Raw genomic sequence first — 24,038 nt, 5'->3', positions numbered from 1 at the left:
GCCTTGGGGAGGTCCGTGAAGGACGTCTGCGGGCGCGGAGAGCGGAGTTCTCGCGTCGCGCGGCTGGCCCCAGGCGGTGCTACAACGAACCCGCCGCACACCTCACCACTGAGAAAACCTCATTGGGGCGCTCGCTCTAACCGCCATAAACACTCACCAGGCTCACGCGTGCTTCTGCGACGCCGCCTGCTCCAGCCCGAGCAAAGTCACCGACTGCTGGCGCATTTCCACCTTCCGCACCTTCCCGGTCACCGTCATCGGGAATTCCTCCACCACGTGGATATAACGCGGGATCTTGTAATGCGCCAGCTTGCCCTGGCAGAACTCGCGCACCGCTTCCGCGGTCAGCGCTTCCGCGCCCTCGCGCATCCGGATCCAGGCCATCAATTCCTCGCCGTACTTGACGTCCGGCACGCCGATCACCTGTGCGTCCAGCACATCCGGGTGCGTGTAGAGGAATTCCTCGATCTCGCGCGGGTAAATGTTCTCGCCGCCGCGGATCACCATGTCCTTGATCCGGCCGGTGATATTGAGGTAGCCCTCGTCGTCCATGATCGCGAGGTCGCCGGTGTGCATCCAGCGCGCCTCGTCGATCGCCTCGGCGGTCTTTTCCGGTTCCTCCCAATAGCCGAGCATCACCGAATAGCCGCGGGTGCACAGTTCGCCCGGAGTGCCGCGCGGCACGGTCAGCCCGGTTTCCGGATCGACCACTTTGGACTCCAGATGCGGGCCCACGCGGCCCACAGTGGACACCCGGCGCTCCACCGAATCGTCGGCGCGGGTCTGCGTGGACACCGGCGACGTCTCGGTCATGCCGTAGCAAATGGACACTTCAGTCATCCCCATCCGGTCGATGACCTGCTTCATCACCTCGACCGGACAAGGCGATCCGGCCATGATGCCGGTGCGCAGCGAGCCGAGGTCGAACGTCTCGAACTCCGGATGGTTCAGCTCGGCGATGAACATCGTCGGCACGCCGTAGAGCGACGTGCAGCGTTCGGCGGCGACCGCGGCGAGCGTCGCCTTCGGGTCGAACGCCGGGGCCGGGATGACCATGCACGAACCGTGGCTGGTGCACGCGAGATTGCCCATCACCATGCCGAAGCAGTGATAGAAGGGCACCGGAATGCAGACCCGGTCCTGCTCGGTGTAATTGCACAGCTCGCCGACGAAATAGCCGTTGTTGAGGATGTTGTGGTGGCTGAGCGTCGCGCCCTTGGGGAATCCGGTGGTGCCGCTCGTGTACTGGATGTTGATCGGATCGTCCGCGGACAGCCCGGCCTGCAGTTGCGCGAGCCTCGCCGGGTCGCCGCCGCGGCCGGAATCCATCAGTGCGGTCCACGAGGAAGTGCCCAGCAGCACCACGGCCTCGACGCCGGGGCAGTTCGGCCGCACCTCCTCGATCATCGCGGCGTAGTCGGACGTCTTGAACTTGTCCGCCGCCACGAGCATCCGGATGCCCGCCTGGTTGAGCACGTACTGCAATTCGTGCGAACGGTAGGCCGGGTTGATGTTGACCAGGATCGCGCCGATTTTCGCCGTCGCGTATTGGAGGAACGTCCATTCCGCCCGGTTCGGCGACCAGATGCCGACCCGGTCGCCCTTGCCGATGCCGGACGCGAGCAGCCCGTGCGCGAGAGTGTCGACCTCGGCGGCGAGTTCGCGGTAGGTCCAGCGGGCGCCTGCCTCACGGTCGACGAGTGCGTCCCGGTCGCCGAACGCGGCCACGGTGCGGTCGAAATTGTCCCCGATCGTGTCGCCGAGCAGGGGGACGCTGGAGGTCCCGGAGGCGTAACTCGGCAGTGCAGGCGCGTCAGGCATGGGTGCCTCCCGATGGCGGTCTTCGTCGACGAGCCTGAGTCTAAGCTTGATTTCGGACCTTTCCGCCACCCTCGTTATGGGGTGCGCTCGCACGAGCGGCCGATCGCCGTGCGCGTTCCGCTACCCTCGGTGCGGGTTGTTTCGTGCACGAGGGGACTGGGACGTTGCCAGAGGAATTTTCCCTGGGCTGGACCGAGACCGACGTGGCGGTGCGGCGCACCGGGCTGCCCGCGTCGTGGCATCCGTTCGAGATCCGCAGCGCGGGCGCGACGATGACCGAGCACAACCGGCTGGCCGAGGAGGCGTGGACCGCGCTGCGCGGCCGGGGCCTCGCCGACGCGGAGAAACTCGACCGGGACGTCGAAGCGACCCTGCGCGCCTGGACGAGGCCGGACGTGCTGATCATCGTGCGCGCGGCCGAACTGCCGTCCGAGACGGTGTTGTACCGCGCGTGCATCGGCGAGGGTCTCGGCGTGTTCTCGGAGCAGGTCGACGACGGCCTCCGCTTCCGGCAGGTCCGGCCGGAGCGGCTGGTGGATCTGGTGCTGAGCATGTTCCCGCCGTATCCGGCGCTGCCCGTTCCCCCGGTCGCGATCACCCAAGCCCCGGCGCCGAAACGCAACGCCCCGGCTCCGGCCCCCTCGCGCCAGGACCGCGACGCGCTGGCGGGGTACTCGCAGTGGCCGCTGCACCGGCACGGAACCGTGGAACTTTCGCTGCGGCCAGGACAAGGCACGCTGCGCCCGATCTCGACGGCGACGTTCGTGGACACCGACGGCGGGCGGTACCTGACGTTTTCGGAACCATTGGCCGGCGGCGGCTTCCGGCTGCACTTCACGCCTTCTACGGGCACACACCTGCGGAAATGGCTGCTGGAGACCATCGAAGAGGGCGTGCGCTGAGAATTCAGGGCTAATCCCCGATGCCTTCGCCCGCTCAGCGGAGCAGGATCGGTGCCATGGACCCGAGTGCCCAGAACGAATTCCACCTCGTCGACGCCTTCACCGACCAAGCCTTCGCCGGCAATCCGGCGGGCGTCGTCGTGCTCGAACAGCCCGCGGACGCCAGGTGGATGCAGCAGGTCGCGGCGGAGATGAAGCACTCCGAGACCGCCTTCGTCGTCAACACCGGCGAAGGAGCGAAATCGCTCCGCTGGTTCACGCCGACCGACGAGGTCTCGCTCTGCGGGCACGCCACCATCGCGGTCACGCATGTCCTTGGCGGACACCAGGTTTACGACACTCTCAGCGGCCAGCTGACCTGCACCAAGGTCGACGGATGGATCGAGCTGGACTTCCCCGCCGACCCGCCCGTCGAGACCGGCGAAGACCTCACCCACATCCTCGACCTGCCCGCGAAATTCACCGGGCGAGCGCGCGAGAACCTCTTCGTGGTGCTCGAAAGCGCCGAAGCGGTCCGAACCGCGCAGCCAGACCTCGACGCCCTCCGCGCCACCTGGACCGGACGGCTCATCATCACCGCGCAGGGCGACGACTTCGTCAGCCGGTTCTTCGGCCCCGGCGTAGGCGTCGACGAGGACCCCGTCACCGGCTCCGCGCACTGCTCGCTGGCCCCGTACTGGGCCGGGCAGCTGGGCAAGACCACTCTCGTCGGACAGCAGATCTCCGCGCGGGGCGGAACCGTGCGCACCGAAGTCCGAGGCGACCGCGTACTGCTGCGCGGACAGGCCGTCACCGTAGCGAGCGGGGAGTTGTACGTCTGATGCGACTGATTCTCAACGTGATCTGGCTGGTCCTCGCCGGTTTCTGGATGGCGCTGGGCTACCTGCTGGCCGGGGTCATCTGCTGCGTCCTGATCGTCACGATCCCGTTCGGCATCGCGTCGTTCCGGATCGCGAACTACGCGCTGTGGCCGTTCGGCCGGACGGTGGTCGACCGGCGCGAGGCCGGGGTCGGCTCGTTCGTCGGCAACGTGATCTGGTTCCTGGTCGCCGGGCTGTGGCTCAGCATCGGCCACCTGGTCACCGGGGTGCTGCAGTGCGTCACGATCATCGGCATCCCGCTGGGACTGGCCAACTTCAAGATGATCCCGATCTCGCTGATGCCGCTGGGCAAGGAGATCGTGGACGCGTGAGGTCCTGATCCGCCCGAGGTCAACCGGACACCCGGTTCGCCTCGCGGCGGATCAGCACTTCCAACCGAAAAATAATTTTGTCTTGACAACTCAAATAATCGGCAGCAGGCTGAGCCGCATGACAACGACACGCAAGCTGGTCCTGGGTTTCTACGTCTCGCTCGACGGCAAGAGCGCCGACGCCGACAACGGCATCCGCGACGTCATGACGGCCACCGACGACCCCGAACAGGAGGAATACTTCGTCGACCAGCTCTGGGACGCCGGGGCTTTCCTCATGGGCCGCAACACTTACGAGGCCATGGCGGCCTTCTGGCCCACCTCGGACCATCCGTCGGCCAAGGCCATGAACACGATCCCCAAGGTCGTCTTCTCCAGAACCCTGACCACCGCCGACTGGCCGGAGACCCGGATCGCCAGCGGTGACCTCGCGGAGGAGATCGCCAAGCTCAAGGCCGAGCCCGGCAAGGATCTCGTCGCCGCGGGCGGCACCGAATTCCTGCACTCGCTGATCAAGCTCGGCGTGGTCAACGAGTACCGGCTGTGGGTGCTCCCGGCCGTCACCGGCAAGGGCGCGGCCCTCTTCCCGGAACTGGACGAGGCCCGGCGGCTGCGGCTGGTGAAAAGCACGGCCTTCCCGTCCGGAATCCTCGAACTGCGGTACGCCCCGGCGGACTAATCCTCCGGCTCGAAGGGCAGCTTCACCACGAGGCACGGCCCGCCGACGAACAGGCCGCCGTCGATGCCCAGCGCTTTCCCGCCGGCGTAGAGGTACGGGCCCTCGATCTGGGTCGGGTGGATGCCCAGCTGGTCGGCGATCACGCTGTGCCCGTGGACGATCCGCGAACCGCCCAGCGCGTCGAGGAGCCGGTCCGCGTTCTCCTCGCCGTCCGGGCCGCGGAAGGCGTACCGGGTGGTCATCCGGCGCCACACGTCCCACCAGGCCTCGATGTTGCTGCCGGAGAGGATGTCGCGCGCGGTGGCGTTGATCGCGTCGAGGTCCCCACCCCAGTCGAGGTACTCGAGGGTGTCCGAGTGCAGCAGCAGATGGTCCTCGTCGACCGCGACCAGCGGCCGTTCGGTGAGCCATTCGATGTGCTCGGGGGTGAGCCGGTCCTGATCCGACAGCAGGCCGCCGTTGATCTCCCAGCTGCGCGCGAAACTGCGCGGCCCGAAGTCGGACGGCACCGGGCGGTCGCCGAAGTGGTACATCCCGAGCAGCAGGATCTCGTGGTTGCCGAGCAGCATCTGCACCGAGCCGCCCGACTCCTCCGCCTGCTCCTGGAGTTCGCGCACGAGATCGATCACCCCGACGCCGTCCGGGCCGCGGTCGGTGAAGTCGCCGAGGAACCACAACCGGTCGTCGACGCCGGCCCACTTGCCGTCGCTGTCGACAAGGCCCTCGGCGCGCAGTGCGTCAACCAGGGCGTCCCGGTGCCCGTGGACGTCGCCCACCACATAGACGCTCATCGCTCGACGATATGCCCTGATCCCGGGCGGTGGGCGGTCAGCCTTCGCCGAACGGGTCGAGCGTTCGCCCGATCAGGTCGGCGACCGAGCCGATCACCTTCGTCGGCCGGTACGGGTAATTCTCCACCGATTCCTCGTTCGAGATGCCGGTGAGCACCAGGATGGTCTGCAGCCCGGCCTCGATCCCGGAGTGCACGTCGGTGTCCATCCGGTCGCCGATCATGAGCGTCGACTCCGAATGCGCGCCCAGCCTGCGCAGCGCCGAGCGCATCATCAGCGGGTTCGGCTTGCCGACGTAATACGGCGAGCGGCCGGTGGCCCGCTCGATCAGCGCCGCGACCGAACCGGTGGCGGGCATCGAGCCCTCGACGCTCGGGCCGGTCGCGTCCGGGTTGGTCGCGATGAACTTCGCGCCGCCCTCGATCAGCCGGATCGCGCGGGTGATCGCGCTGAAGCTGTACGTGCGGGTCTCGCCGAGCACGACGTAGTCCGGGTCGCGTTCGGTCAGCACGTAGCCGACCTCGTGCAGCGCGGTGGTGAGCCCGGCCTCGCCGATCACGAACGCCGAGCCGTTCGGCCGCTGCGAGGCGAGGAACTTCGAGGTGGCCAGCGCCGAGGTCCAGATGGACTCCTCCGGAATGTCCAATCCGGTGCGCAACAACCGCGCGCGCAAGTCGCGCGGGGTGTAGATCGAGTTATTGGTGAGCACTAAAAAGTCGATATCGTTGTCCCGCAGTTCGGCGAGGAACTCGTCCGCCCCCGGGACGAGGTGTTCCTCCCTGACCAGCACACCGTCCATGTCGGAGAGATACGTCCACCGGCCTTCGCTCATGCGCGAAAATCTATCACGCGCGCGAGACGTCTGCGGCATACGAGGAAAGCGGCTACAGTGGAAATTGCCGGGCAACGCGAGGGGAGTCGCGCTCCCGGTCACCGAGGGGGTTCGGGGGAATCTTTTCCGTAAGCACCGGCTTAATGGTCGTTGCGCAATTCTTCCTGCCCCTTGCTTTGAAGGGGAGAAAGCTCATGACAGAAATTGCCGAACGTCCGGCAACCGTGGGTCCGATCACCGGGCCCACCTGGGGGTTGACCAAGTTCCTCGACCCGCTTCCGGTTCCGCCGGTACTGCGGCCGCCGTGGTGGGGACAGGACATGATCACCATTCCGATGACGGCGAAGCAGCAGCAGCTGCACTCGCAATTGCCGCCGACGACATTGTGGACTTATGCGGGACATTTCCCGGGTCCGACAATCGAAGTGCGCAGCGGCAAACAGTTGCGGATATCGTGGTCGAACGAAATAGAAGGCAAGATCCCGCTGGTCGCCGTGCAGGGCCCGGTGACCGACGGGCCGACCACCCGCCCCGGCCGCGAACTCGACCGGCCCGGCTACTCGATCGTCGACGGCGTCGCGGACCTGCCCGCCTGGACCGTCGTCCACCTGCACGGAGCCCGCACCAACGCGGGCAACGACGGCTGGGCGCACAACGCCGGTCTCCAGGGCACTTCGCAGCTCGTCGAGTACCAGAACCGGCAGCAGGCGATGCCGCTCTGGTACCACGACCACGCCATGGCGATCACGCGCTTCAACGTCCACACGGGCCTGGCCGGGATGTACCTGATCCGCGACGACGAGGAGGACGAACTCGACCTGCCGCGCGGCGATCGGGAGCTCCCGCTGATCCTCGCCGACCGCAACCTCGACGTCGATCCGGCGACCGGCCAGCTCACCGGGCAGCTGCTGTACAAGTTCCCGTACGTGCCGAACGGGCCGATGATCCCGTTCTCCGGCCCGTTCACTCTGGTCAACGGCGTGATCTGGCCGCATCTCGAGGTCAGCGCGCGGTGGTACCGCTTCCGGGTGCTGAACGCGGCCAACGACCGGTTCTTCACGCTCAACCTGGTCGACGAGAACAACGTGCCGCAGAACGACGCCGTCCGCCTGATCGGCACCGACGGCGGGTTGCTGCCCGCGCCCGCGCCGCTGCCGTCCGGCGGCTTGACCGTCGCGCCCGCCGAGCGGTTCGACGTGCTGATCGACTTCAGCCGGTTCAAGGGGCGGAAAGTCAAGCTGCGCAACGCCAAACCGGGCGGGGTCGAGCCGGACGTGATGGAGTTCCGGGTGGACAGCCGCCCGAAGCACGATTCGTTCGAACTGCCCGAAAAGCTCTCGACGTCCTACGTCCGGATCAAGCACGGTTCGACGCTGCCGGAGGACCACGACCACGTCTGGGTCGCGCTGCTGCTCAACGCGAGCGGGCATCCGGAGATGTGGGACCTCGAACAGGTCGACGCCGATCCGGGCGGCAAGGGGATCATCCAGATCAAGGACCCGGCGGGCGGGCTCAAGACGTTCCGGATGATCGGGCGGCTCTTCGACGACACCACCGGCATCTTCATCAACCACGACAAGTGGGCGGTGTGGAACATCGTGCACGTCGCGAACGGCGGGCCGGCGCATCCGTTCCACATTCACCTGACCGAATTCCAGGCGCTCTTCCGGCGCGGCTTCACCACGACGTTCGACCCGGCTTCCGAGCGCACCACCAAGCCGATCGACGGGTTCGCCGACGTCCCGCTGGAAAAGTACGAGGAGGGCTGGAAGGACACGATCATCGTGAACCCCGGCCAGTGGGTGAGCGTCGCCGGCCAGTTCGGCGGCGGCACCGGCGAGTTCATGTACCACTGCCACATCCTCGACCACGAGGACGAGGGAATGATGCGGCCGTTCGTCGTGCACCCGCCCGAGGTGGCGAAGTTCCACGTCCACCCGGGCGGCGGCCACCACCACGGCGGCTGACCCGGGAGCCGAGCGCACGTGGGGGGCGCTCGGCTCAGGAGGCCGCGGCCGGGCGCACCGCCACGGTCGCGGCCTCCACCGACTGTGCCGCCTTCAACGGAGGCGCCGCGCGCACTCGATGCGGCGTTCGGCGCGTCCCGGGACCACAACTCCACCTCGGCGTGTCTCCGCAGCGAGCGCAGTGCCGCCAGAACGCGGCGTTTTCCCCAGCCGCTCAACGCAGTCCGCCGCCGCTGCGGCTGGGAGTGCGCTGTCCGTGAAGGGAACCCTGAGGGACTCTGAGTCCCTCAGGGTTCCCCTCACGTACCTCTGCCGGAGCAGGGCCGCACACAGCGGCTGCGGAGAAAACCTCCCAGGACGGCGTGGCTCAGGAGGCCGCGGCCGGGTGCACCGCCACGGTCGCGGCCTTCACCGACAGCGCCACCGCCGAGCCCGGCTCCAGGGCGAGTTCGGCGACTGCGGCCGGGGTGAGGTCGGCGGTCAGGCCGTGTGCCCAGCCGCCGCCCTCGGTTCGGACGCGGATCACCGGACCGTGCGGTTCCAGCGCCGCGACGACGGCGTCGGTCGTGTTGCGTGGGCTGCCGTGATGCTCGCCGTCGTGCGGGTAAACCGCGACGGCGTTCGGCTCGAACACCGCGACCGCCGCCTCGCCGACCACCGTGTCCGGCGTCAGCAAACCCGTCACCACCTCGCCCGAAGGCGTGCGCAAGCCGCCCGCCACCGCCACGCCGGACACCAGGTTCAGCCCGGCGATCCGCGCGGTGAAAGCGGTCCGCGGCGCCGCGAGCACCTCCCGCGTCGGGCCGCGTTCCACGATCCGGCCGCCGTTCATCACCGCCACATGGTCGGCCAAGGCCAGCGCGTCCAGCGGATCGTGCGTGACCAGCACGGTGGTCGGGCCGTCGCGCAGCACCCGGCGCAGCAGGCCGCGGATCGCCGGTGCCGAGTCCACGTCGAGCGCGGCGAACGGCTCGTCCAGCAACAGCAGATCCGGCGTGGACGCCAGCGCTCGCGCGATCGCCACCCGCTGCTGCTGCCCGCCGGACAGCTGGCTCGGCCGCCTGTTCGCGAATTCCGCCGCGTCCACTTCGGCCAGCCACCGCGAGGCGATCTCCCGCGCCTCCGCCCGGCTGGTGCCGGTCGAGCGCGGCGAGAACGCGACGTTGTCCATTGCGGACAGATGCGGGAAAAGCAACGCGTCCTGGGACAGCAGACCGACCCGCCGTTCGTGCGGCGGCAGGTCGACGCCGTTCCCGGCCAGCCGACGGTCGGCGAGCGTGAAGTCGGCGGAGGTCACCGGCAGCAAACCAGCGAGGCTGCCGAGCACGGTGGACTTCCCGGAGCCGTTGGGCCCGAGCAGCGCGAGCACCGATCCGCCGGGCACGGTGAACTCGACGTCGAGGGAGAACTCGCCGCGGGTAAGCGCCAGCTTCGCGGAAAGCGTCACCGCAGCCCGCCTTCCCACGACCGCGGCCGCGCGACCGCGATGACCAGGACGGCGACCGCGATGAGCAGCAACGCGAGCGCCACCGCGCTGTCGATGTCCACTTCGGCCTGCGTGTAGACCTCGAGCGGCAGCGTCCGGGTGACGCCTTCCAGACTGCCCGCGAACGTGATGGTCGCGCCGAACTCCCCCAGCGCGCGGGCGAAGCTCAGCACCACACCGGAACCCAGCGCCGGAAGCAGCAACGGCAGTGTCACCCGGCGGAACACCGTCCACGGACGCGCGCCGAGCGTCGAGGCGACCTGCTCGTAGCGGTCACCGGAGCCGCGCAGCGCGCCTTCCAGGCTCACGACCAGGAACGGCATCGCGACGAACGTCTGCGCGATCACCACCGCGGCCGTCGTGAACGGCACCTGCTCGCCGGTCAGCCAGTTGATCAAGATGCCGAGGAAACCCTTGCGGCCCAGCAGGTACAGCAGGGCCAGGCCGCCAACCACGGGAGGCAGCACCAGTGGCAGCAGGACGATCGACCGCAGCATCCGCACGCCCGGCACCCGCGAGCGGGCCAGCACGATCGCGAGCGGGACGCCGAGCACCACACAGGCCACTGTGGACAGTGCGGCGGTCACCAGCGACAGCCGGAGCGCGTTCAGCGACGAGGACGTGACCAGCAGCGACGGCAGCCGGGTGAGGTCGGACCGCACCAGGAGGCCGACGACCGGCAGCACCACGAGCGCGAGCGCGGCGACGGCGGGGAACCAGAGGATCAGGGGAACCCGGGCGTGCGGCGGCCGGGTCTCGGCCGCCGCGCCCGCCTTACTTGCCAGGGCCAAACCCGATCTTGGCCAGTTCGGCCTTGCCCTCGGCGCCAAGGATGAAGTCGTTGAACTGCTTCGCCAGCGCCGCCTGCGGGGCGTTCTTCACCACCGCGATCGGGTACTGGTTCACCGCGCCCGAGGACTCCGGGAAGTCGACCTTGTCCACTTTGCCCGCGGCCGACGTCGCGTCGGTGACGTACACCAGCCCGGCATCGGCGTCGCCCGACTGGACCTTGGCCAGCACCTGCTTGACGTTCGTCTCCTCGCTCACCGGCTTGAGCGCCTTGCCGGTGCTCTGCTCGACCTTCTGCGTGGCCGCACCGCACGGCACCTGCTGCGCGCACACGACCACGTTCAGGCCCGGCTTGGTCAGGTCGGCGAAGGTCTTGATGCCCTTCGGATTCCCCTTGGCCACGGCGATCGCGAGCTTGTTGGTGGCGAACACCGTCGGCTGGCCGTCGATCACGCCGTCCTGCACGGCCTTGTCCATGTTCTTCTGGTCGGCCGAGGCGAACACGTCGGCCTTGGCCCCGTTGTCCAGCTTCTGCACGAGCGCGGAGGAACCCTCGTAGTCGAAGGTGACCTTGACGCCCGGATGCGCGGCCTCGAACTGCTTGCCGAGCGCGTTGAAGGATTCGGTGAGCGAGGCCGCGGCGAACACGGTCAGCGTGCCGCCTCCCGGAGCGGGGGCGGACGCGGAACCCGCACCCTGGCTGGAGCTGGGCTGGTCGCTGGAACTGCAGGCGCCGGCGAACAAGGCGATCGCCGCGGTTCCGGCGACGGCGAGGGCGAGCTTCTTCATCTGGATCCTTCCGGGGTTTCCACCACGACGGTGGTCGCCTTGACCACGGCGACCGCGAGCACGCCCGGGCGCAGCCCGAGTTCGCGGACCGCCTCGGTGCTCATCAGTGACACCACTCGGTGCGCCCCGCACTGCAGTTCGACCTGCGCCATCACCTTGTCGGCGACGACCTCGGTGACGAGCCCGACGAAGCGGTTGCGGGCGGAACGGCCGACCCCCGACGGGTCGTCCGGTTCGGACGCTTGCGCCCTGGCGAACCCGGCGAGCTGAGCGCCGTCGACGACCTTGCGGCCGGCGGCGTCGTCCGTCGCGGTCAACTGACCCGCGCGAACCCACCGGCGGACGGTGTCGTCGCTTACGCCGAGCAGCCGAGCGGCCTCGGACAACCGAAATTGCGGCATGGCCGGAACATTATCGCCGCAGATGCGGAAAAGCTATGCGGGATGCGCATTTTCGCGTAACGCTTCGAGCATTGCGAACTGATAACGCCCGAGGACTTTCCGTTCTGCGGAAGTGAACTCCGCGAGCACCTCGGCAAGCCGTCGCAGCTCCCTCCGCGAGATCGCGTCGAGCCGTTCGCGGCCCGCCTCGGTGATCGTCACGAGCACCTTCCGCCGGTCGGTCCGGTCGCGTTCGCGGAGCACCAGGCCGGCCTTCGCGAGCCGGTCGAGCACGCCGGTCACCGCGCCCGTCGACAAGCCGGTGAGCTGCCCGATTCGGCCTGGGGTAAGGGAATCCGCGGTTTGCCCGGCGAGTTCGAGAGCTTGCAACTCGGTCGCCGAGAGCCCTTCGCGGGCGGCGTCGCGAGCGTGCCGGAGGACGAGGTGCGTGCGCAGCTGAGCCGCCAGCGCCGCGAAGTGAGTCAGCTCACTATTCGTCTCAGCGGTGCTCACCGAGTGCCTCCACATCGGAACCGAGGGTGGTTTCCAGGATTTTCGCAAGACTGCCTTTTCCGACCGTGCAAGCTATCCTGAGCGTAATGACAGCAGTACATCTCGGGTTTCCTCGCGTCCCCGGCAACCGAGGCCCGTCCGGCACGCCCCGGCCCGAGCACCCCGGTCTCGTCGATTCCTTCGGCCGCGTCGCGACGGACCTGCGGGTCTCCCTCACCGACCGGTGCAATCTCCGCTGCACGTACTGCATGCCCGCCGAGGGTCTCGACTGGATGCCCAGCGACCAGGTCCTCTCCGACGACGAGCTGGTCCGGCTCATGCGGATCGCGGTGGAGATGCTCGGCGTCACCGACATCCGGCTCACCGGCGGCGAACCGCTGCTGCGCCCTGGCCTGGAACAGATCGTCGAGCGGATCACCGCCCTCGAACCGCGGCCACGGGTCTCCATGACCACCAACGGGATCGGGCTGGCCAAGCGCGCCCCCGGCCTCGTCTCGGCCGGGCTCGACCGGATCAACGTGTCGCTGGACACCATCGACCGCGAGCGCTTCGCCGAACTGACCCGCCGCGACCGGCTGCCGCACGTGCTGGCCGGCCTCGCCGCCGCCCGCGACGCCGGGCTGTCGCCAGTGAAGATCAACTCGGTGCTGATGCGCGGGTACAACGAGCACGAGGCGGTCCCGCTGCTGAAGTTCTGCCTCGAAGAGGGCTACCACCTGCGGTTCATCGAGCAGATGCCGCTCGACGCGCAGCACGGCTGGAACCGCCGCGACATGATCACCGCCGAGGAGATCCTCGCGATGCTCGGCGAGGCCTTCACCCTCAGCCCGTTCCCCGCTCCGCGCGGCGGAGCGCCCGCTGAGCGCTGGCTGGTTGACGGCGGCCCCGGCGACGTGGGCGTGATCGCCTCGGTGACCAGGCCGTTCTGCTCCGCCTGCGAGCGCACCCGGCTGACCGCCGACGGAGCCGTCCGCTCCTGCCTGTTCTCGAACGACGAGACGGACCTGCGTTCCCTCGTGCGCGCGGGCGCGCGCGATGAAGAGGTGGCGGACGCGTGGCGCGACACGATGTGGCGCAAGCTCGCGGGCCACGAGATCAACGAGGCCGGCTTCGCACAGCCGATCCGGCCGATGAGCGCGATCGGCGGCTGAGCGATGACCTCTCCCTCCTTGTCCTCTTCTTCTCCGGTGACAGTCGTCGTCCGGTACTTCGCCTCGGCACGGGCCGCGGCGGGCACTGAAGAGGAGAAGGTGGAGCTGACGGCGGGCGCGACGGTGGCGGACGCCGTCCAGGCGCTGCGCGAGCTGCACCCCGGGCAACTTTCCCGCGTTCTCGACGCGGCGAGCTTCCTGGTCAACGAGGTGGCGGTCCGCGATCGGGGCCGCGCGCTCAGTGACGGCTCCCACCTGGACGTCCTTCCGCCGTTCGCCGGCGGGTGAGCTCCCGGAAAGCCCCCGTTCTCCCGGCTGAGCGCCGCACTGACCGGCGGAGCCGCCGTTCCCGGCCGATTGGTCCGGACCACGGCGAATGGCGGCACTGGCGCGCTGAGCGGTCGGCACTCTTTATCCCTACTCTCCGAAGTGTTTCGCTCACGGCGTATTGGGGCACTTCAAAGAACCACTCGGCGGACAGTGGCCGACGGTTGACCAGTGGTTTAGAGTGCCCGCTCTTATCTGCTGCGAATGGCCCCTTGACGCGTTATCGACGTGACCCAAGCCTCACGATCCGTGAAATATCTCGGCTAGAAAACGGCCAGATAACGGCGCTCTGACCAGTGCAAACAGGCGGATCGAGGGAGGTTGCGTGCCGTTACTGTGACGTAGGTCACACCTCGAATGATTTCCGATCACGCTCGGAATTACGTACCGTCGCTTTTCGGTTGGCCCCGACCGACCAAGCAACACCGGGAATCCGTAGCGCCCAGCTCTGTCCAACGGATCCCCGGACCCATACCCCGAGCGAAAGCATTTCCGGACAGAGACGAGGGGACGAAGACGGCGCGTCGTGCGACGTCCGCGTCAGCCGCCCGGCAACGGGCGGACGGGCTCCCAACCCGACCCGCAGCATCGAGCTCGTAGGCGCAGGAATCGAGAAGTTTTCACATGTCGTACCGAGGCAAGCACCGCAAGATGTCCGCTGCCACCCGCACCATCGCCCGTGTCGCAGTCGCGGGTATCGCGGTCGGCGCTCCTCTCGCGATCGCCGCGACCCCCGCGTCGGCGACCAACTGGGACGCCATCGCGCAGTGCGAGAGCGGCGGCAACTGGAACACCAACACCGGCAACGGCTACTACGGTGGTCTCCAGTTCACCCAGAGCACCTGGAAGGCCTACGGCGGCACCGGCAGCCCGCAGGGCGCGTCGCGTGAGCAGCAGATCGCTGTCGCCGAGCGCGTCATGCAGGGCCAGGGCCCCGGCGCGTGGCCGGTGTGCAGCAAGAAGGCCGGCAGCTCGGCCTCCGCGCACAAGGCGACCCCGAAGAAGAGCACCGCCACCAAGAAGGCGACCCCGAAGAGCGTTGCCCCGAAGAAGGTCACCCAGCCGGTGGCCGCGCTGGTGGCGAACTCCAACCCGAACGGTGACTACACCGTCAAGGCTGGCGACACGCTCTCGAAGATCGCCAAGGAGCACGGCATCCAGGGCGGCTACCAGAAGCTGCAGGACCTGAACAAGCAGTACGTGTCGAACGCGAACTTCATCGTGGTCGGCCAGAAGCTCGCCACCAAGTGAATCCGAGCCTCTTCGTGAGGCTGGTTCCGGCGCAGCGACTGCTGTGACAGAACGTCCGAAGGGCCCCACCGCGTCAAATCCCCTGGCGGTGGGGCCCTTCGTCGTGTCCGGGCTCGTGAGTGTTCATGCCGGTGAGAACCGGCGTAGCCACTCACGAGGGGGTCAGGGCGAGTTGACCCATTCGTCGGTGCCGTCGGTGAAGTGCTGGTGCTTCCACACCGGAAGCCGCGCCTTCACCTCGTCCACCAGTTCCGCGCACGCGGTGAACGCCTGGCCGCGGTGCTCGGCGGCGACCGCGCAGGCGAGCGCGACGTCGCCGATCGTCAGCGCGCCCACGCGATGGCTCACCGCCACCGCCCGCACGCCCTTCCAGCGCGCCGCGAGGTCGTTGACCACCTCGGCGAGCACGTCGCCCGCCGTCGGGTGGCCCTCGTAGGTCAGATCGCGCACGCCCTTGCCGCCGTCGTGGTCGCGGACCACGCCGGAGAACGTGACCACGGCACCCGCCGCGTCGTCCTCCACCAGCTGCGCGTGCTCCTCGACCGACAGCGGCTGGTCGCTCACGGCCGCCCGCAGGATCCGGACCGCGGGACCGGCCTGCACCGGCTCGCGCGGATGGTCGCCACCGGCGAGCTGGTCCACCGCGTGGTCGAGGATGTCCTCCAGGACCCGCAGACCGTCCTTCACGCCGCCGCTCGACCCGGGAAGGTTCACGACGAGGGCCCGGCCCGCCACGCCGGCCACGCCGCGCGAGAGCACCGCGGTGGGCACCTTCGGCAGCCCGGCCGCGCGGATCGCGTCCGCGACGCCTGGCAGCTCGTAATCCAGCACCGCGCGGGTGACGTCCGGGGTCCGGTCGGTCGGCGAGATGCCGGTGCCGCCGGTCGTGAGGATCACCTGGACGCCGTCGGCCACCGCGGCCCGCAGTGCGACGCCTACCGGATCGCCGTCCTCGACGACCACCGGCGGCGGAACGTCGTAGCCGCGGCCGACCAGCCAGCCGACGAGCACCGGGCCGGTCTTGTCCTCGTAGACGCCTCGGGCGGCGCGATTGGACGCGACGATGACGCGCGCGGTGTTCATGGCCGCTCCCAGGTTCCGGTCTTGCCGCCGTCCTTGCGCAGCAACCGCACGTTGTCGAGCGTCGCGGCCGGGTCGACAGCCTTGATCATGTCGTGCAGCGTCAGCCCGGCGACCGCGACGGCGGTGAGCGCCTCCATCTCGACGCCGGTGACGTCCTTGGTCTTGGCCGTCGCGCTGATGTGGACCGCGGCACCGTCCAATTCGAACTCCACCTTGACCCCGGACAGCGCGATCTGGTGGCACAACGGGATCAGCTCGGGCACCCGCTTGGCGCCCATGATCCCGGCGATCCGCGCGGTCGCCAGCGCGTCGCCCTTGGGAAGGCCGCCTGCCGAAAGCAGGCCGACGACCTCCGCCGTGGTGTGGACGGTCCCGCCGGCGAGCGCGGTGCGCGCGGACGCCGTCTTGCCGGAAACGTCGACCATCCGGGCAGCGCCGGACTCGTCGACATGGCTGAGTTCACTCACGCCCGCGAGGCTACTGCGCAACTCCGCCCAAAGTACGTGAGGGGAACCCTGGGGGAATCAGATTCCCTCAGGGTTCCCCTCACGTACGGTCAGCTGGCGCGTTCGGCGCGGACGGCGTTGCGCACCGCTTCCGCCACCGCCGGAGCCACCGCGCTGTCGAACACGCTCGGCACGATGAACGACGCGTTGAGCTTGCCGTTGTCCACCACGTCGGCGATCGCGTCGGAGGCGGCCAGCAGCATGTTGTCGTCGATGTTGTGCGCGGCGGCGTCGAGCAGGCCGCGGAAGACTCCCGGGAACGCCAGGACGTTGTTGATCTGGTTCGGGAAGTCGCTGCGGCCGGTGGCGACGACCGCGGCGTGCTTCTGCGCCTCCAGCGGGTCGATTTCCGGGTCCGGGTTGGCCAGCGCGAAGACGACGGCGTCGTCGTTCATCGTGGCGACCTGCTCCGCGCCGAAGAGGTTCGGGGCCGAGACGCCGACGAAGACGTCCGCGCCGACCAGCGCGTCGTGCAAGGTGCCGGACTTGCGGTCCTTGTTGGTGTGCTCGGCGATCCACGTGAGGTTGTCGTCGAGGTTGCCGCGCTCGGGGTAGACGATGCCGTCGATGTCGGCGGCCACGATGTCGCCCGGGTTCTTGCGCAGCAGCAGGCGGATGATCGCCGAACCGGCCGCGCCGACCCCGCTGACCACGATCTTGCAGTCCTCGATGTTCTTCCCGACCACGCGCAGCGCGTTGCGCAGCGCGGCGACCACGACGATCGCGGTGCCGTGCTGGTCGTCGTGGAAGACCGGGATGTCCAGCTGCTCGCGCAGCCGCTTCTCGATCTCGAAGCAGCGCGGCGCGGCGATGTCCTCGAGGTTGATGCCCGCGTACACCGGCGCGAGCGCCTTGGCGATCATGATGATCTCTTCGGTGTCCTGGGTGTCCAGGCAGACCGGCCACGCGTCGACGTCGGCGAACTTCTTGAACAGCGCCGCCTTGCCCTCCATCACCGGCAGCGCGGCGGCCGGGCCGATGTTGCCGAGGCCGAGCACGGCGGAGCCGTCGGTGAGCACCGCGACGGTGTTGCGCTTGATGGTCAGCCGGCGCGCGTCCTCGGGGTTCGCGGCGATCGCCTGGCACACCCGGGCGACGCCCGGCGTGTACGCGCGGGAGAGGTCGTCACGGTTGCGGAGCGCGACCTTGGGGCTGACCTCGATCTTGCCGCCGAGGTGGATCAGGAAGGTCCGGTCCGAGACCTTGCGCACGCGCACGCCCGGCAGCGAATCGAGCGCCGCGGTGATGTCCTGCGCGTGGTTTTCCGACAGCGCGTTGGCGCTGATGTCGATCACGATCGTGTCCGCGTGCGATTCGACGACGTCGAACGCCGTCAGCACGCCGCCGACGCGGCCGACCGCGGTGGTGAGATCGCCCGCGGCCGTGGACGAGGCCGGGGCCTCGACCCGGACGGTGATCGAATACCCGGGACCGGGAACCGGCATGACACGTACTCCCCGCTGGTGGAGTGGGTTAGGACGGCTCGAATCTAGTCCGGTGACCCGCGCCACCACACCCCAACCGGGTGACTGACCAGTAACTTCAGCCTCGTGAGTGTTCATCCCGGTTAGAACCGGCATAGCCACTCACGAGGGCCCGCAGGTCAGCGGTTGATCTCGGTCTCCGGGTGCACGTAAGGCACCTGCTCGAGCGGGAAGGCCAGGTCGCCGAACGGCGAAAGCGCTCCCTGCCGGTCCGAGGACAGCTCGGTGACCGGGTGCTCGCCCGGCTCGCCCGGCCACGTCGGGTCGATGCCCTTGCTCTGTTTGTCGCCCTTCGCCACTGCTTCCTCCGAGGCCCTCGTCCGGCAAACTCGACCACAGTCTGCCCGAACACGTCTCGTGCGCGCGCACCCGCCCGGTATCCTGGGTGTCTATGCCCGCGACCTCTCTGGCGGACTGGCTGCGTGCGGAGTCCGACGACGCACTCGCCGAACTGCTGCGCACGCGTCGCGATCTGTCCACCCCTCCTCCGTCCGACACCACCGTGCTCGCCACGCGCGCGGGCACGCCGGGGTCGGTCGCTCGCGCCTGCGAAGACCTCGACACGTTCACCCTCGCGGTGATCGACGCGCTGCTGGTCGCCGGTGCCGACATCGAGCCGACGCCGGTGTCCGCGGTGACGGCGCTGATCGGCCGCGACGTCAGCGAACCGCTCGCCCGGCTGCGCGCCCGGGCGCTCGTCTGGGGCGCCGACGACGAGCTGCGGGTGCCGCCCGCCGCGCGCGACGCGCTCGGTCCGTTCCCGGCCGGGCTCGGCGCACCGTCTCCCGCGCTGGCCGCCACCGACATCGACGCGCGGCTCGCGGAGGTCGGCGAGGACGAGCGGGCGGTGCTCACCGCGCTCGCCGCCGGGCCGCCGATCGGCCGCACCCGCGACGCGAGCTTCGACGTCGGCCTCTCCGACGCAGCCACGCCGGTGCAGAAGCTCCTCGCGCGCGGCCTGCTGCTGCGCCGTGACGACCAGACCGTCGAACTTCCCCGCGAACTCGGCCTGCTGCTGCGCGGCGGCCGGGCGTTCGAACCGGACACACTGGTCGAGCCGGAGCTGCCCGTCCATCCACATCGGACGGACACTGTGGACCAAACGGCCGCCGGTGAAGCCATGGAGTTGTTGCGGCAGACGGAATCCCTGCTGCGAATGTGGTCGGATGCGCCGCCGCCGGTGCTCAAAGCGGGCGGGCTCGGAGTGCGCGAGCTGAAGAAGGTCGCCAAGGACCTCGAAGTCGACGAGACCCGCGCGACGCTGCTCGTAGAGCTGGTCGTCGGCGCGGGACTCGTTGCGGACAGCGAAAACACCGCCCCCGAGTACGTGCCCACCATGCTCACCGACAGCTGGCTCGCGTCGCCGTCGGTGCAGCGGTGGATGACGCTCGCGCAAGCGTGGCTGGAGCTGCCGCGGCTGCCCGGTCTCGCCGGTGGCCGGGACGCGAAAGACAAGCCGATCGCGCCATTGTCCGAAGAGCTGCGACGACCGCTCGCGCCGGTTTCGCGGCATCGCGTGCTCAGTGCTTTGGCCGCGCTGAATCCTGGCGCAGGTGTGAAAAGCATCGACGAACTGGTTGCCGTACTGGCTTGGCGCGCGCCTCGGCGGGGTGGCCGGTTACGCGACGAAACCGTGCGCTGGACGATGGCCGAGGCGACCGCGCTGGGTCTCGTCGGACTCGGCGCCCTCACCACCGCCACCCGGCTGTTGCTGGAAGATGACCGCTCCGGCGCTGTCGAAGCCATGCACGACGCGCTGCCCGCGCCGGTCGACCACGTGTTGGTGCAGGCGGATCTGACGGTCGTCGCGCCGGGCCCGCTGGAGCCGGAGCTGGCGGCGGACATGGCCGCGGTCGCGGACGTCGAATCCGCTGGGCACGCAACGGTTTACCGCATCACCGAGCCGTCCGTGCGGCGCGCGCTCGACACCGGGCGGACCGCGGACGAGCTGCACGCGATGTTCCGCAACAAGTCGGCGACGCCGGTGCCGCAAGGCCTCACATACCTGATCGACGACGTCGCCCGCCGCCACGGCCGTTTGCGCGGCGGCACCGCGGGATCGTTCCTGCGCTGCGACGACGAGGCTTTGCTCGCCGAGGTGCTCGCTCATCCGGTAGCCGCGGAGTACGACCTGCGGCTGATCGCGCCGACTGTGCTGATCAGCTCCGCGCCTCTCGCTGAGGTGCTGGAAGCCTTGCGGGGCGCGGGTTTCGCCCCTGCGGCGGAGGGTCCGGACGGCCGAGTGGTCGACCTGCGGCCCACCGGACGCCGGCTGCCCGCCCGCGCCCGCGCGGCTCGCTCCCGGCCCGGTGAGCAGGCGGTGCTGACCGACGAGCAGGCAACGCGGATCGTCTCGAATCTCCGCGCGGGAGACCAGGCCTCGGCCCGCCGCCGGGGTTCCACGGTGCGCGCACCCGGTGGCGGCGGCGCGGACACGACGGCGACGTTGGACCTGCTTTCCCGCGCGACGCTTGAGCAGCGCGAGGTGTGGATCGGTTTCGTCGACTCGCGCGGCACCGCGAGCCAGCGAGTGGTGCGGCCCTTGCGGGTCGGCGGCGGGGTGCTGGAGGGTGCCAATCATGAGCGGTATCCGTTGCACCGCATCACTTCCGCCGCATTGGTCGAGGACTGACGTCGCCCCAATGCGGCATTGGGTGCATCTGACGCACCCAATGTGGCGTTCGGTGCGTTGAGCGCACCCAATGCCGCATTGGGGCGCTTTCGGTGGGGGGGACTGGAATGGCGCGGGCGAAGCGACGCGAGGCCGAGCGGCCGGGGAACGGGCGGGCGCGACGCGAAACTGAGCAGGATGGAACGAGCGAGGTAAATCGGCGAGGCGAAATGCCCGCGGTCAGAGGTTGCGAAGCCCCTGCAGCACCCGTTCCATGAACTCCCTCGACGACCGGTCCCCCAGCACCAGATCGGTCTGGTGCAGCATCACGAGACCGATGTCGGCCATGTCGCCCACCAGCACCTTCACCACTCCGAGCGGCAGGTGCAGGTGCGCGGCGATCTCGGCGACCGACCGGGTGTCCAGGCACAGGTCGCAGATCCGCCGGTGCTCGATCGAGCGCACTCCGCGGTACCGGCGGCCCTCGTCGCTGGTGGAGACCAGGGCTTCGAGCGCGAGGTTGTGGTCCGAGCGGGTCCGGCCGCGGGTTCGCGCATACGGCCGCACGCGCGATTTCGTCGGCTGCGCGGGCGGTTCCGGCTGCGCGGGCTCCTCGCCGGACCAGAACCGGTCCAATTCGGACACTCCGGAGGCGGGACCAGGGTCGAGGTACCGATCCTCGGGTTCTTCGACCAGCGCGTGCCTGCTGCGGGTGGCTTGTTCGACGTGCTGACGCTGGTACGCCGAGCCTTCCGGCACCACGCGGTCATCCGCGCCGGGCGAACCGGCGTACTCGTCGAACGAGTACGGGTCGTGCACTGCCGGCCGCGGCGGGGGCGGCGGCTCTTCCCAGCGCTGAGTCTGCTGGGGCTCTTCCCAATAACCGGACTCGCCGTCTTCGACCCATTCGTAGCCGTCGTCCCAGTTCTCCTCCTCAACCGGAGCAGGAGCAGGAGGCGGCGGGGCCACCGGACGCGGGGCGACAGCCTGCTGCACCGGCCGCGGCGCAACCGGCGCGGGCCGAGGTGCGGGCTCCGGACGCCGAGCGGCAGGCGGCGGGGTAGGCGGAGGCGGCGTGGGCCGCGGCTGCCGATGCGGCAACCGCAGGCTCAGCGAACTCATGTCGTACCGGCTCGGCGAGTCGAACGACTCCCGTTCCGTGCCTTTGTGGAGGGCGTCCCAGGCGCCCGTGTCCTGGTCTCCGAAACCCGAGATCTTCATCGGCTACCCCAGCACCCCGCCGCCTTGCAGCTGCGCGCGCAGCTCCGGCGTGATCTGCTCGCCGACCCGCTCGACCAGCAGGGTCATCTCGTACGCCACCGTCCCGATGTCGCACGTCGGCGCGGCGAGCACGGCGAGGCAGGACCCGTCCGAGACCGACATCAGGAACAGGTATCCGCGTTCCATCTCGACCACGGTCTGGTTCACGCCGCCCGCCTCGAAGCATCGCGCGGCGCCCTGGGTCAGGCTGATCAGCCCGGACGCCACCGCCGAGAGCTGTTCGGCGCGCTCCTGCGGCAAGCCTTCCGAAGGCGCGAGCATCAGTCCGTCCGCCGACACCAGCACCGCGTGCGCCGCACCCGGGACCCGGCGCACGAAATCCGAGATCAGCCAGCTGAACGTGCCCTGGTCCGCTGGCCGGTCGGAATCGGTCACTGCCCCTCCAAGCTCCTCGAACGCTGCCGGACGCCCGTTCGCCGTCTGCCGGCCATCCTCGCCCGGCCGCGGTGAAGTCGTCGTTCCAGCGTATTCACGCACCCGGTCGTGTCGAGCGTGTGCCCGGGCACGGTACGTGTCTGCCGGATGTAACGTCGCGCGAACGCATGCACAACCACGCATTCGCGGGTCACTCGGTGGTGGCGGCGGCCACCGTGCGCAGCGGGATGTCCGTGCAGGTCACCGCCGGTCCGACGCCCCGATCAGGGGCTGCCGGCCTCGGGTGCGAGGGGACAGGACTACTCAGCCTGCCCCGCTCGGAGGCACCACTCCCCGAAGCGGGTGAAGCGCGCGGAGTTCACTCCAACGGCCGCACCCGAGCCGGGGTGTAACGGGAATCTGGGAGTCGGCGTATGCCTCCTTCGCAGACGGCGGCGGGGACCGCGGACGGGACTAGCCCGCCCGCAAAGCCGTGTCGTGCGCGATCGCGTGCTGCACGACGGAGATCAGCACCTGCTTCGCCGATTCCCGCTCCCGCGCGTCGCACGCCATGATCGGCACCGACGGCGAGATGGTGAGCGCGTGCCGCACGTCTTCGATCTGGTGGTGCAGCAGCCGGTCGAAGCAGTTGATCGCCACGACGTAAGGCAGCTTCCGGTTCTCGAAGAAGTCGATGGACGGGAACGCGTCCGCGAGCCGGCGCGTGTCCACGAGCACGACCGCACCGATCGCGCCGACGGCGAGGTCGTCCCACATGAACCAGAACCGGTGCTGGCCCGGCGTGCCGAACACGTACAGCACCAGGTCGGAGTCGAGCGAGATCCGGCCGAAGTCCATCGCCACCGTGGTCGTCGACTTGTTCGGCGTCGCCGACACGTCGTCGTGGCCCACGCTGGCCTCGGTCATCATGGCCTCGGTGGTCAGCGGGTCGATCTCGGAGATCGCCCCGACCATAGTCGTCTTGCCCGAACCGAACCCACCCGCGACCACGATCTTGGCCGACGAGGTCGGACCCGTCTGCGGTGTGTTCGCGTCGGAGTCAAATTCTCCGAAGCCCACTGAGCACCCTTTCCATGAACTCGATACTGGGGCGGTCGCCCGAATTCGTGCTGCTGCTCGTGTGCACGAGCACCAGGCCGAGGCCCGCCACGTCACCAATCAGCACTCGCACCACGCCGAGCGGCAGCCGCAGCAGCGCGGCCACCTCGGCGACCGACCGGGTGTCGAGGCACAGGTCGCAGATGGACCGGTGCTCCGGCACGCGGACGCGGTCAAGCACCCGGCCCTGCTCGCTCGTCGACACCAGGGCCTCGATCGCGAGGTCGTAGGTCGGTTTCGTGCGCCCGCGGGTGCGGAAGTAAGGCCGGACCAGCCCGGAGGTCTCCACCTCGGCGGGCTCGTCCACGTACTCGCCCGCCGCCTGCATCGGCAGCGCGGCGGCCAGCTCGTTCGACGACGGTCCGGGAGACCCGTCGCGTTCGGCGCTGAAGGCGGCGAACTCGGCCGAGTCGTACAGCGGTCCGCTCGCCCCGCCGAACAGCTCCGAACCGGGCCCGCCGAGCAGCCGCTCGCGGTACCCGGGCACCGCGGTGATGCCCGGCTGCTGCCCGGCGTTGGAATCGGTCAGCCAGTTCGGCGGTTCGCGCACCGGTTCGGAATCCGCGGCTTGGACGTCCCTCGAACGCCATTCGCGGTCGACCCGGTCCCGGAAGGACTTCCAGTCCTCCCGGCTCTGGTCCCGATCGCCCCAGCCCCCGGTGTGCTCGTCACCGAGCCGGCCGTCGCCGCGCAAGCGCCCGTCGTCCACGGTTTACTCCTGTAGTCCTAG

The 24,038-nt window shown here is 69.2% G+C and carries 25 protein-coding genes; 9 read left to right on the top strand and 16 right to left on the bottom strand.

Going from position 1 to position 24,038, the window contains the following annotated elements:
• Positions 1 to 162 precede the first annotated feature (162 nt).
• Positions 163 to 1,821, bottom strand: a complete 1,659-nt coding sequence (locus AB5I40_RS31140; protein WP_344264815.1) for an AMP-binding protein — start codon at positions 1,819 to 1,821, stop codon at positions 163 to 165.
• Positions 1,822 to 1,964: 143 nt separating this feature from the next.
• Between AB5I40_RS31140 and AB5I40_RS31135 the strand changes: the two genes are divergently transcribed.
• From AB5I40_RS31135 to AB5I40_RS31120, 4 genes are all read left to right on the top strand, one after another.
• Positions 1,965 to 2,723, top strand: a complete 759-nt coding sequence (locus AB5I40_RS31135; protein WP_370933796.1) for an ESX secretion-associated protein EspG — start codon at positions 1,965 to 1,967, stop codon at positions 2,721 to 2,723.
• A gap of 56 nt (positions 2,724 to 2,779) precedes the next feature.
• A complete protein-coding gene (locus tag AB5I40_RS31130) occupies positions 2,780 to 3,544 on the top strand; it encodes a PhzF family phenazine biosynthesis protein (protein ID WP_370933795.1) in 765 nt (254 codons plus the stop codon).
• Positions 3,544 to 3,915, top strand: a complete 372-nt coding sequence (locus AB5I40_RS31125; protein ID WP_370933794.1) for a YccF domain-containing protein — start codon at positions 3,544 to 3,546, stop codon at positions 3,913 to 3,915. The genes AB5I40_RS31130 and AB5I40_RS31125 overlap by 1 nt, the downstream gene beginning before the upstream one ends.
• Positions 3,916 to 4,033: 118 nt before the next feature.
• On the top strand, positions 4,034 to 4,594 hold the full coding sequence (locus AB5I40_RS31120; RefSeq protein ID WP_370933793.1) for a dihydrofolate reductase family protein: 561 nt from the start codon (positions 4,034 to 4,036) through the stop codon (positions 4,592 to 4,594).
• On the opposite strand, the gene AB5I40_RS31115 is transcribed toward AB5I40_RS31120, so the two are convergent.
• Together AB5I40_RS31115 and AB5I40_RS31110 are read right to left on the bottom strand one after the other, a co-directional pair.
• Positions 4,591 to 5,385, bottom strand: a complete 795-nt coding sequence (locus AB5I40_RS31115) for a metallophosphoesterase (RefSeq protein ID WP_370933792.1) — start codon at positions 5,383 to 5,385, stop codon at positions 4,591 to 4,593. The two genes, AB5I40_RS31120 and AB5I40_RS31115, sit on opposite strands and share 4 nt — an antisense overlap.
• Positions 5,386 to 5,422: 37 nt before the next feature.
• Positions 5,423 to 6,217, bottom strand: coding sequence for an HAD-IIA family hydrolase (locus AB5I40_RS31110; RefSeq protein WP_344264833.1), 795 nt, complete (start codon positions 6,215 to 6,217; stop codon positions 5,423 to 5,425).
• A 194-nt stretch (positions 6,218 to 6,411) separates the two neighbouring features.
• Between AB5I40_RS31110 and AB5I40_RS31105 the strand changes: the two genes are divergently transcribed.
• Complete coding sequence (locus AB5I40_RS31105) at positions 6,412 to 8,184, top strand: multicopper oxidase domain-containing protein (RefSeq protein WP_370933791.1); 1,773 nt, start codon at positions 6,412 to 6,414, stop codon at positions 8,182 to 8,184.
• A gap of 367 nt (positions 8,185 to 8,551) precedes the next feature.
• Here the strand turns inward: AB5I40_RS31105 and AB5I40_RS31100 are convergent, their stop codons facing one another.
• The 5 genes from AB5I40_RS31100 to AB5I40_RS31080 are packed head-to-tail and all read right to left on the bottom strand — an operon-like array spanning position 8,552 to position 12,141.
• Positions 8,552 to 9,631 carry a sulfate/molybdate ABC transporter ATP-binding protein gene (locus AB5I40_RS31100; protein ID WP_370933790.1) on the bottom strand — a complete coding sequence of 360 codons (1,080 nt, stop codon included), beginning with the start codon at positions 9,629 to 9,631 and terminating at the stop codon, positions 8,552 to 8,554.
• Positions 9,628 to 10,395, bottom strand: coding sequence for an ABC transporter permease (locus AB5I40_RS31095; RefSeq protein ID WP_370940645.1), 768 nt, complete (start codon positions 10,393 to 10,395; stop codon positions 9,628 to 9,630). The genes AB5I40_RS31100 and AB5I40_RS31095 overlap by 4 nt, the downstream gene beginning before the upstream one ends.
• 49 nt (positions 10,396 to 10,444) lie before the next feature.
• Positions 10,445 to 11,248: a molybdate ABC transporter substrate-binding protein gene (gene modA, locus AB5I40_RS31090; protein WP_370933789.1), complete on the bottom strand. Its 804-nt coding sequence runs from the start codon at positions 11,246 to 11,248 to the stop codon at positions 10,445 to 10,447.
• On the bottom strand, positions 11,245 to 11,649 hold the full coding sequence (locus AB5I40_RS31085) for a molybdopterin-binding protein (protein ID WP_370933788.1): 405 nt from the start codon (positions 11,647 to 11,649) through the stop codon (positions 11,245 to 11,247). Before AB5I40_RS31085 ends, modA begins: the two co-directional genes overlap by 4 nt.
• Positions 11,650 to 11,682: 33 nt before the next feature.
• Positions 11,683 to 12,141 (bottom strand): MarR family transcriptional regulator, encoded by a 459-nt coding sequence (locus AB5I40_RS31080; protein ID WP_370933787.1) that lies wholly within the window; start codon positions 12,139 to 12,141, stop codon positions 11,683 to 11,685.
• Positions 12,142 to 12,227: 86 nt separating this feature from the next.
• On the opposite strand from AB5I40_RS31080, the gene moaA reads away from it, so the two are divergent.
• The 3 genes from moaA (at position 12,228) to AB5I40_RS31065 (ending at position 14,870) form a co-directional block, all read left to right on the top strand.
• Positions 12,228 to 13,292 (top strand): GTP 3',8-cyclase MoaA, encoded by a 1,065-nt coding sequence (moaA, locus tag AB5I40_RS31075; RefSeq protein ID WP_370933786.1) that lies wholly within the window; start codon positions 12,228 to 12,230, stop codon positions 13,290 to 13,292.
• A 3-nt stretch (positions 13,293 to 13,295) separates the two neighbouring features.
• Positions 13,296 to 13,580: a MoaD/ThiS family protein gene (locus AB5I40_RS31070; RefSeq protein ID WP_370933785.1), complete on the top strand. Its 285-nt coding sequence runs from the start codon at positions 13,296 to 13,298 to the stop codon at positions 13,578 to 13,580.
• A gap of 663 nt (positions 13,581 to 14,243) precedes the next feature.
• The gene (locus AB5I40_RS31065; RefSeq protein ID WP_370933784.1) at positions 14,244 to 14,870 is read left to right on the top strand and encodes a transglycosylase family protein; all 627 of its coding nucleotides are present in this window, start codon (positions 14,244 to 14,246) and stop codon (positions 14,868 to 14,870) included.
• Between the two features lie 162 nt (positions 14,871 to 15,032).
• Here AB5I40_RS31065 and AB5I40_RS31060 read toward each other — a convergent pair whose 3' ends face one another.
• The 4 genes from AB5I40_RS31060 to AB5I40_RS31045 form a co-directional block, all read right to left on the bottom strand.
• Entirely contained in the window at positions 15,033 to 15,953 is a 921-nt protein-coding gene (locus AB5I40_RS31060; RefSeq protein WP_370933783.1) for a molybdenum cofactor biosynthesis protein MoaE, read from the bottom strand.
• Entirely contained in the window at positions 15,950 to 16,420 is a 471-nt protein-coding gene (gene moaC, locus AB5I40_RS31055; RefSeq protein ID WP_354751069.1) for a cyclic pyranopterin monophosphate synthase MoaC, read from the bottom strand. The genes AB5I40_RS31060 and moaC overlap by 4 nt, the downstream gene beginning before the upstream one ends.
• Before the next feature lie 89 nt (positions 16,421 to 16,509).
• Complete coding sequence (locus tag AB5I40_RS31050) at positions 16,510 to 17,904, bottom strand: NAD-dependent malic enzyme (RefSeq protein WP_344264875.1); 1,395 nt, start codon at positions 17,902 to 17,904, stop codon at positions 16,510 to 16,512.
• A gap of 158 nt (positions 17,905 to 18,062) precedes the next feature.
• The gene (locus AB5I40_RS31045; protein WP_037807827.1) at positions 18,063 to 18,242 is read right to left on the bottom strand and encodes a hypothetical protein; all 180 of its coding nucleotides are present in this window, start codon (positions 18,240 to 18,242) and stop codon (positions 18,063 to 18,065) included.
• A 92-nt stretch (positions 18,243 to 18,334) separates the two neighbouring features.
• Here AB5I40_RS31045 and AB5I40_RS31040 point away from each other — a divergent pair, with 92 nt between their 5' ends.
• Positions 18,335 to 20,575: a helicase-associated domain-containing protein gene (locus AB5I40_RS31040; RefSeq protein WP_370933782.1), complete on the top strand. Its 2,241-nt coding sequence runs from the start codon at positions 18,335 to 18,337 to the stop codon at positions 20,573 to 20,575.
• Positions 20,576 to 20,794: 219 nt separating this feature from the next.
• On the opposite strand, the gene AB5I40_RS31035 is transcribed toward AB5I40_RS31040, so the two are convergent.
• From AB5I40_RS31035 to AB5I40_RS31020, 4 genes are all read right to left on the bottom strand, one after another.
• A complete protein-coding gene (locus tag AB5I40_RS31035; RefSeq protein ID WP_370933781.1) occupies positions 20,795 to 21,775 on the bottom strand; it encodes a DUF742 domain-containing protein in 981 nt (326 codons plus the stop codon).
• 3 nt (positions 21,776 to 21,778) lie between these two features.
• Complete coding sequence (locus AB5I40_RS31030; protein ID WP_009083953.1) at positions 21,779 to 22,210, bottom strand: roadblock/LC7 domain-containing protein; 432 nt, start codon at positions 22,208 to 22,210, stop codon at positions 21,779 to 21,781.
• A gap of 453 nt (positions 22,211 to 22,663) precedes the next feature.
• A complete protein-coding gene (locus AB5I40_RS31025) occupies positions 22,664 to 23,269 on the bottom strand; it encodes an ATP/GTP-binding protein (RefSeq protein ID WP_370933780.1) in 606 nt (201 codons plus the stop codon).
• Positions 23,250 to 24,017, bottom strand: coding sequence for a DUF742 domain-containing protein (locus AB5I40_RS31020; protein ID WP_116204131.1), 768 nt, complete (start codon positions 24,015 to 24,017; stop codon positions 23,250 to 23,252). The genes AB5I40_RS31025 and AB5I40_RS31020 overlap by 20 nt, the downstream gene beginning before the upstream one ends.
• Positions 24,018 to 24,038: the final 21 nt, after the last annotated feature.

This window comes from Amycolatopsis sp. cg13 (assembly GCF_041346965.1).
Lineage (GTDB): Bacteria > Actinomycetota > Actinomycetes > Mycobacteriales > Pseudonocardiaceae > Amycolatopsis.
Note: the sequence above shows the minus strand (reverse complement) of the source record. Positions and strands in the feature narration are given on the sequence as shown.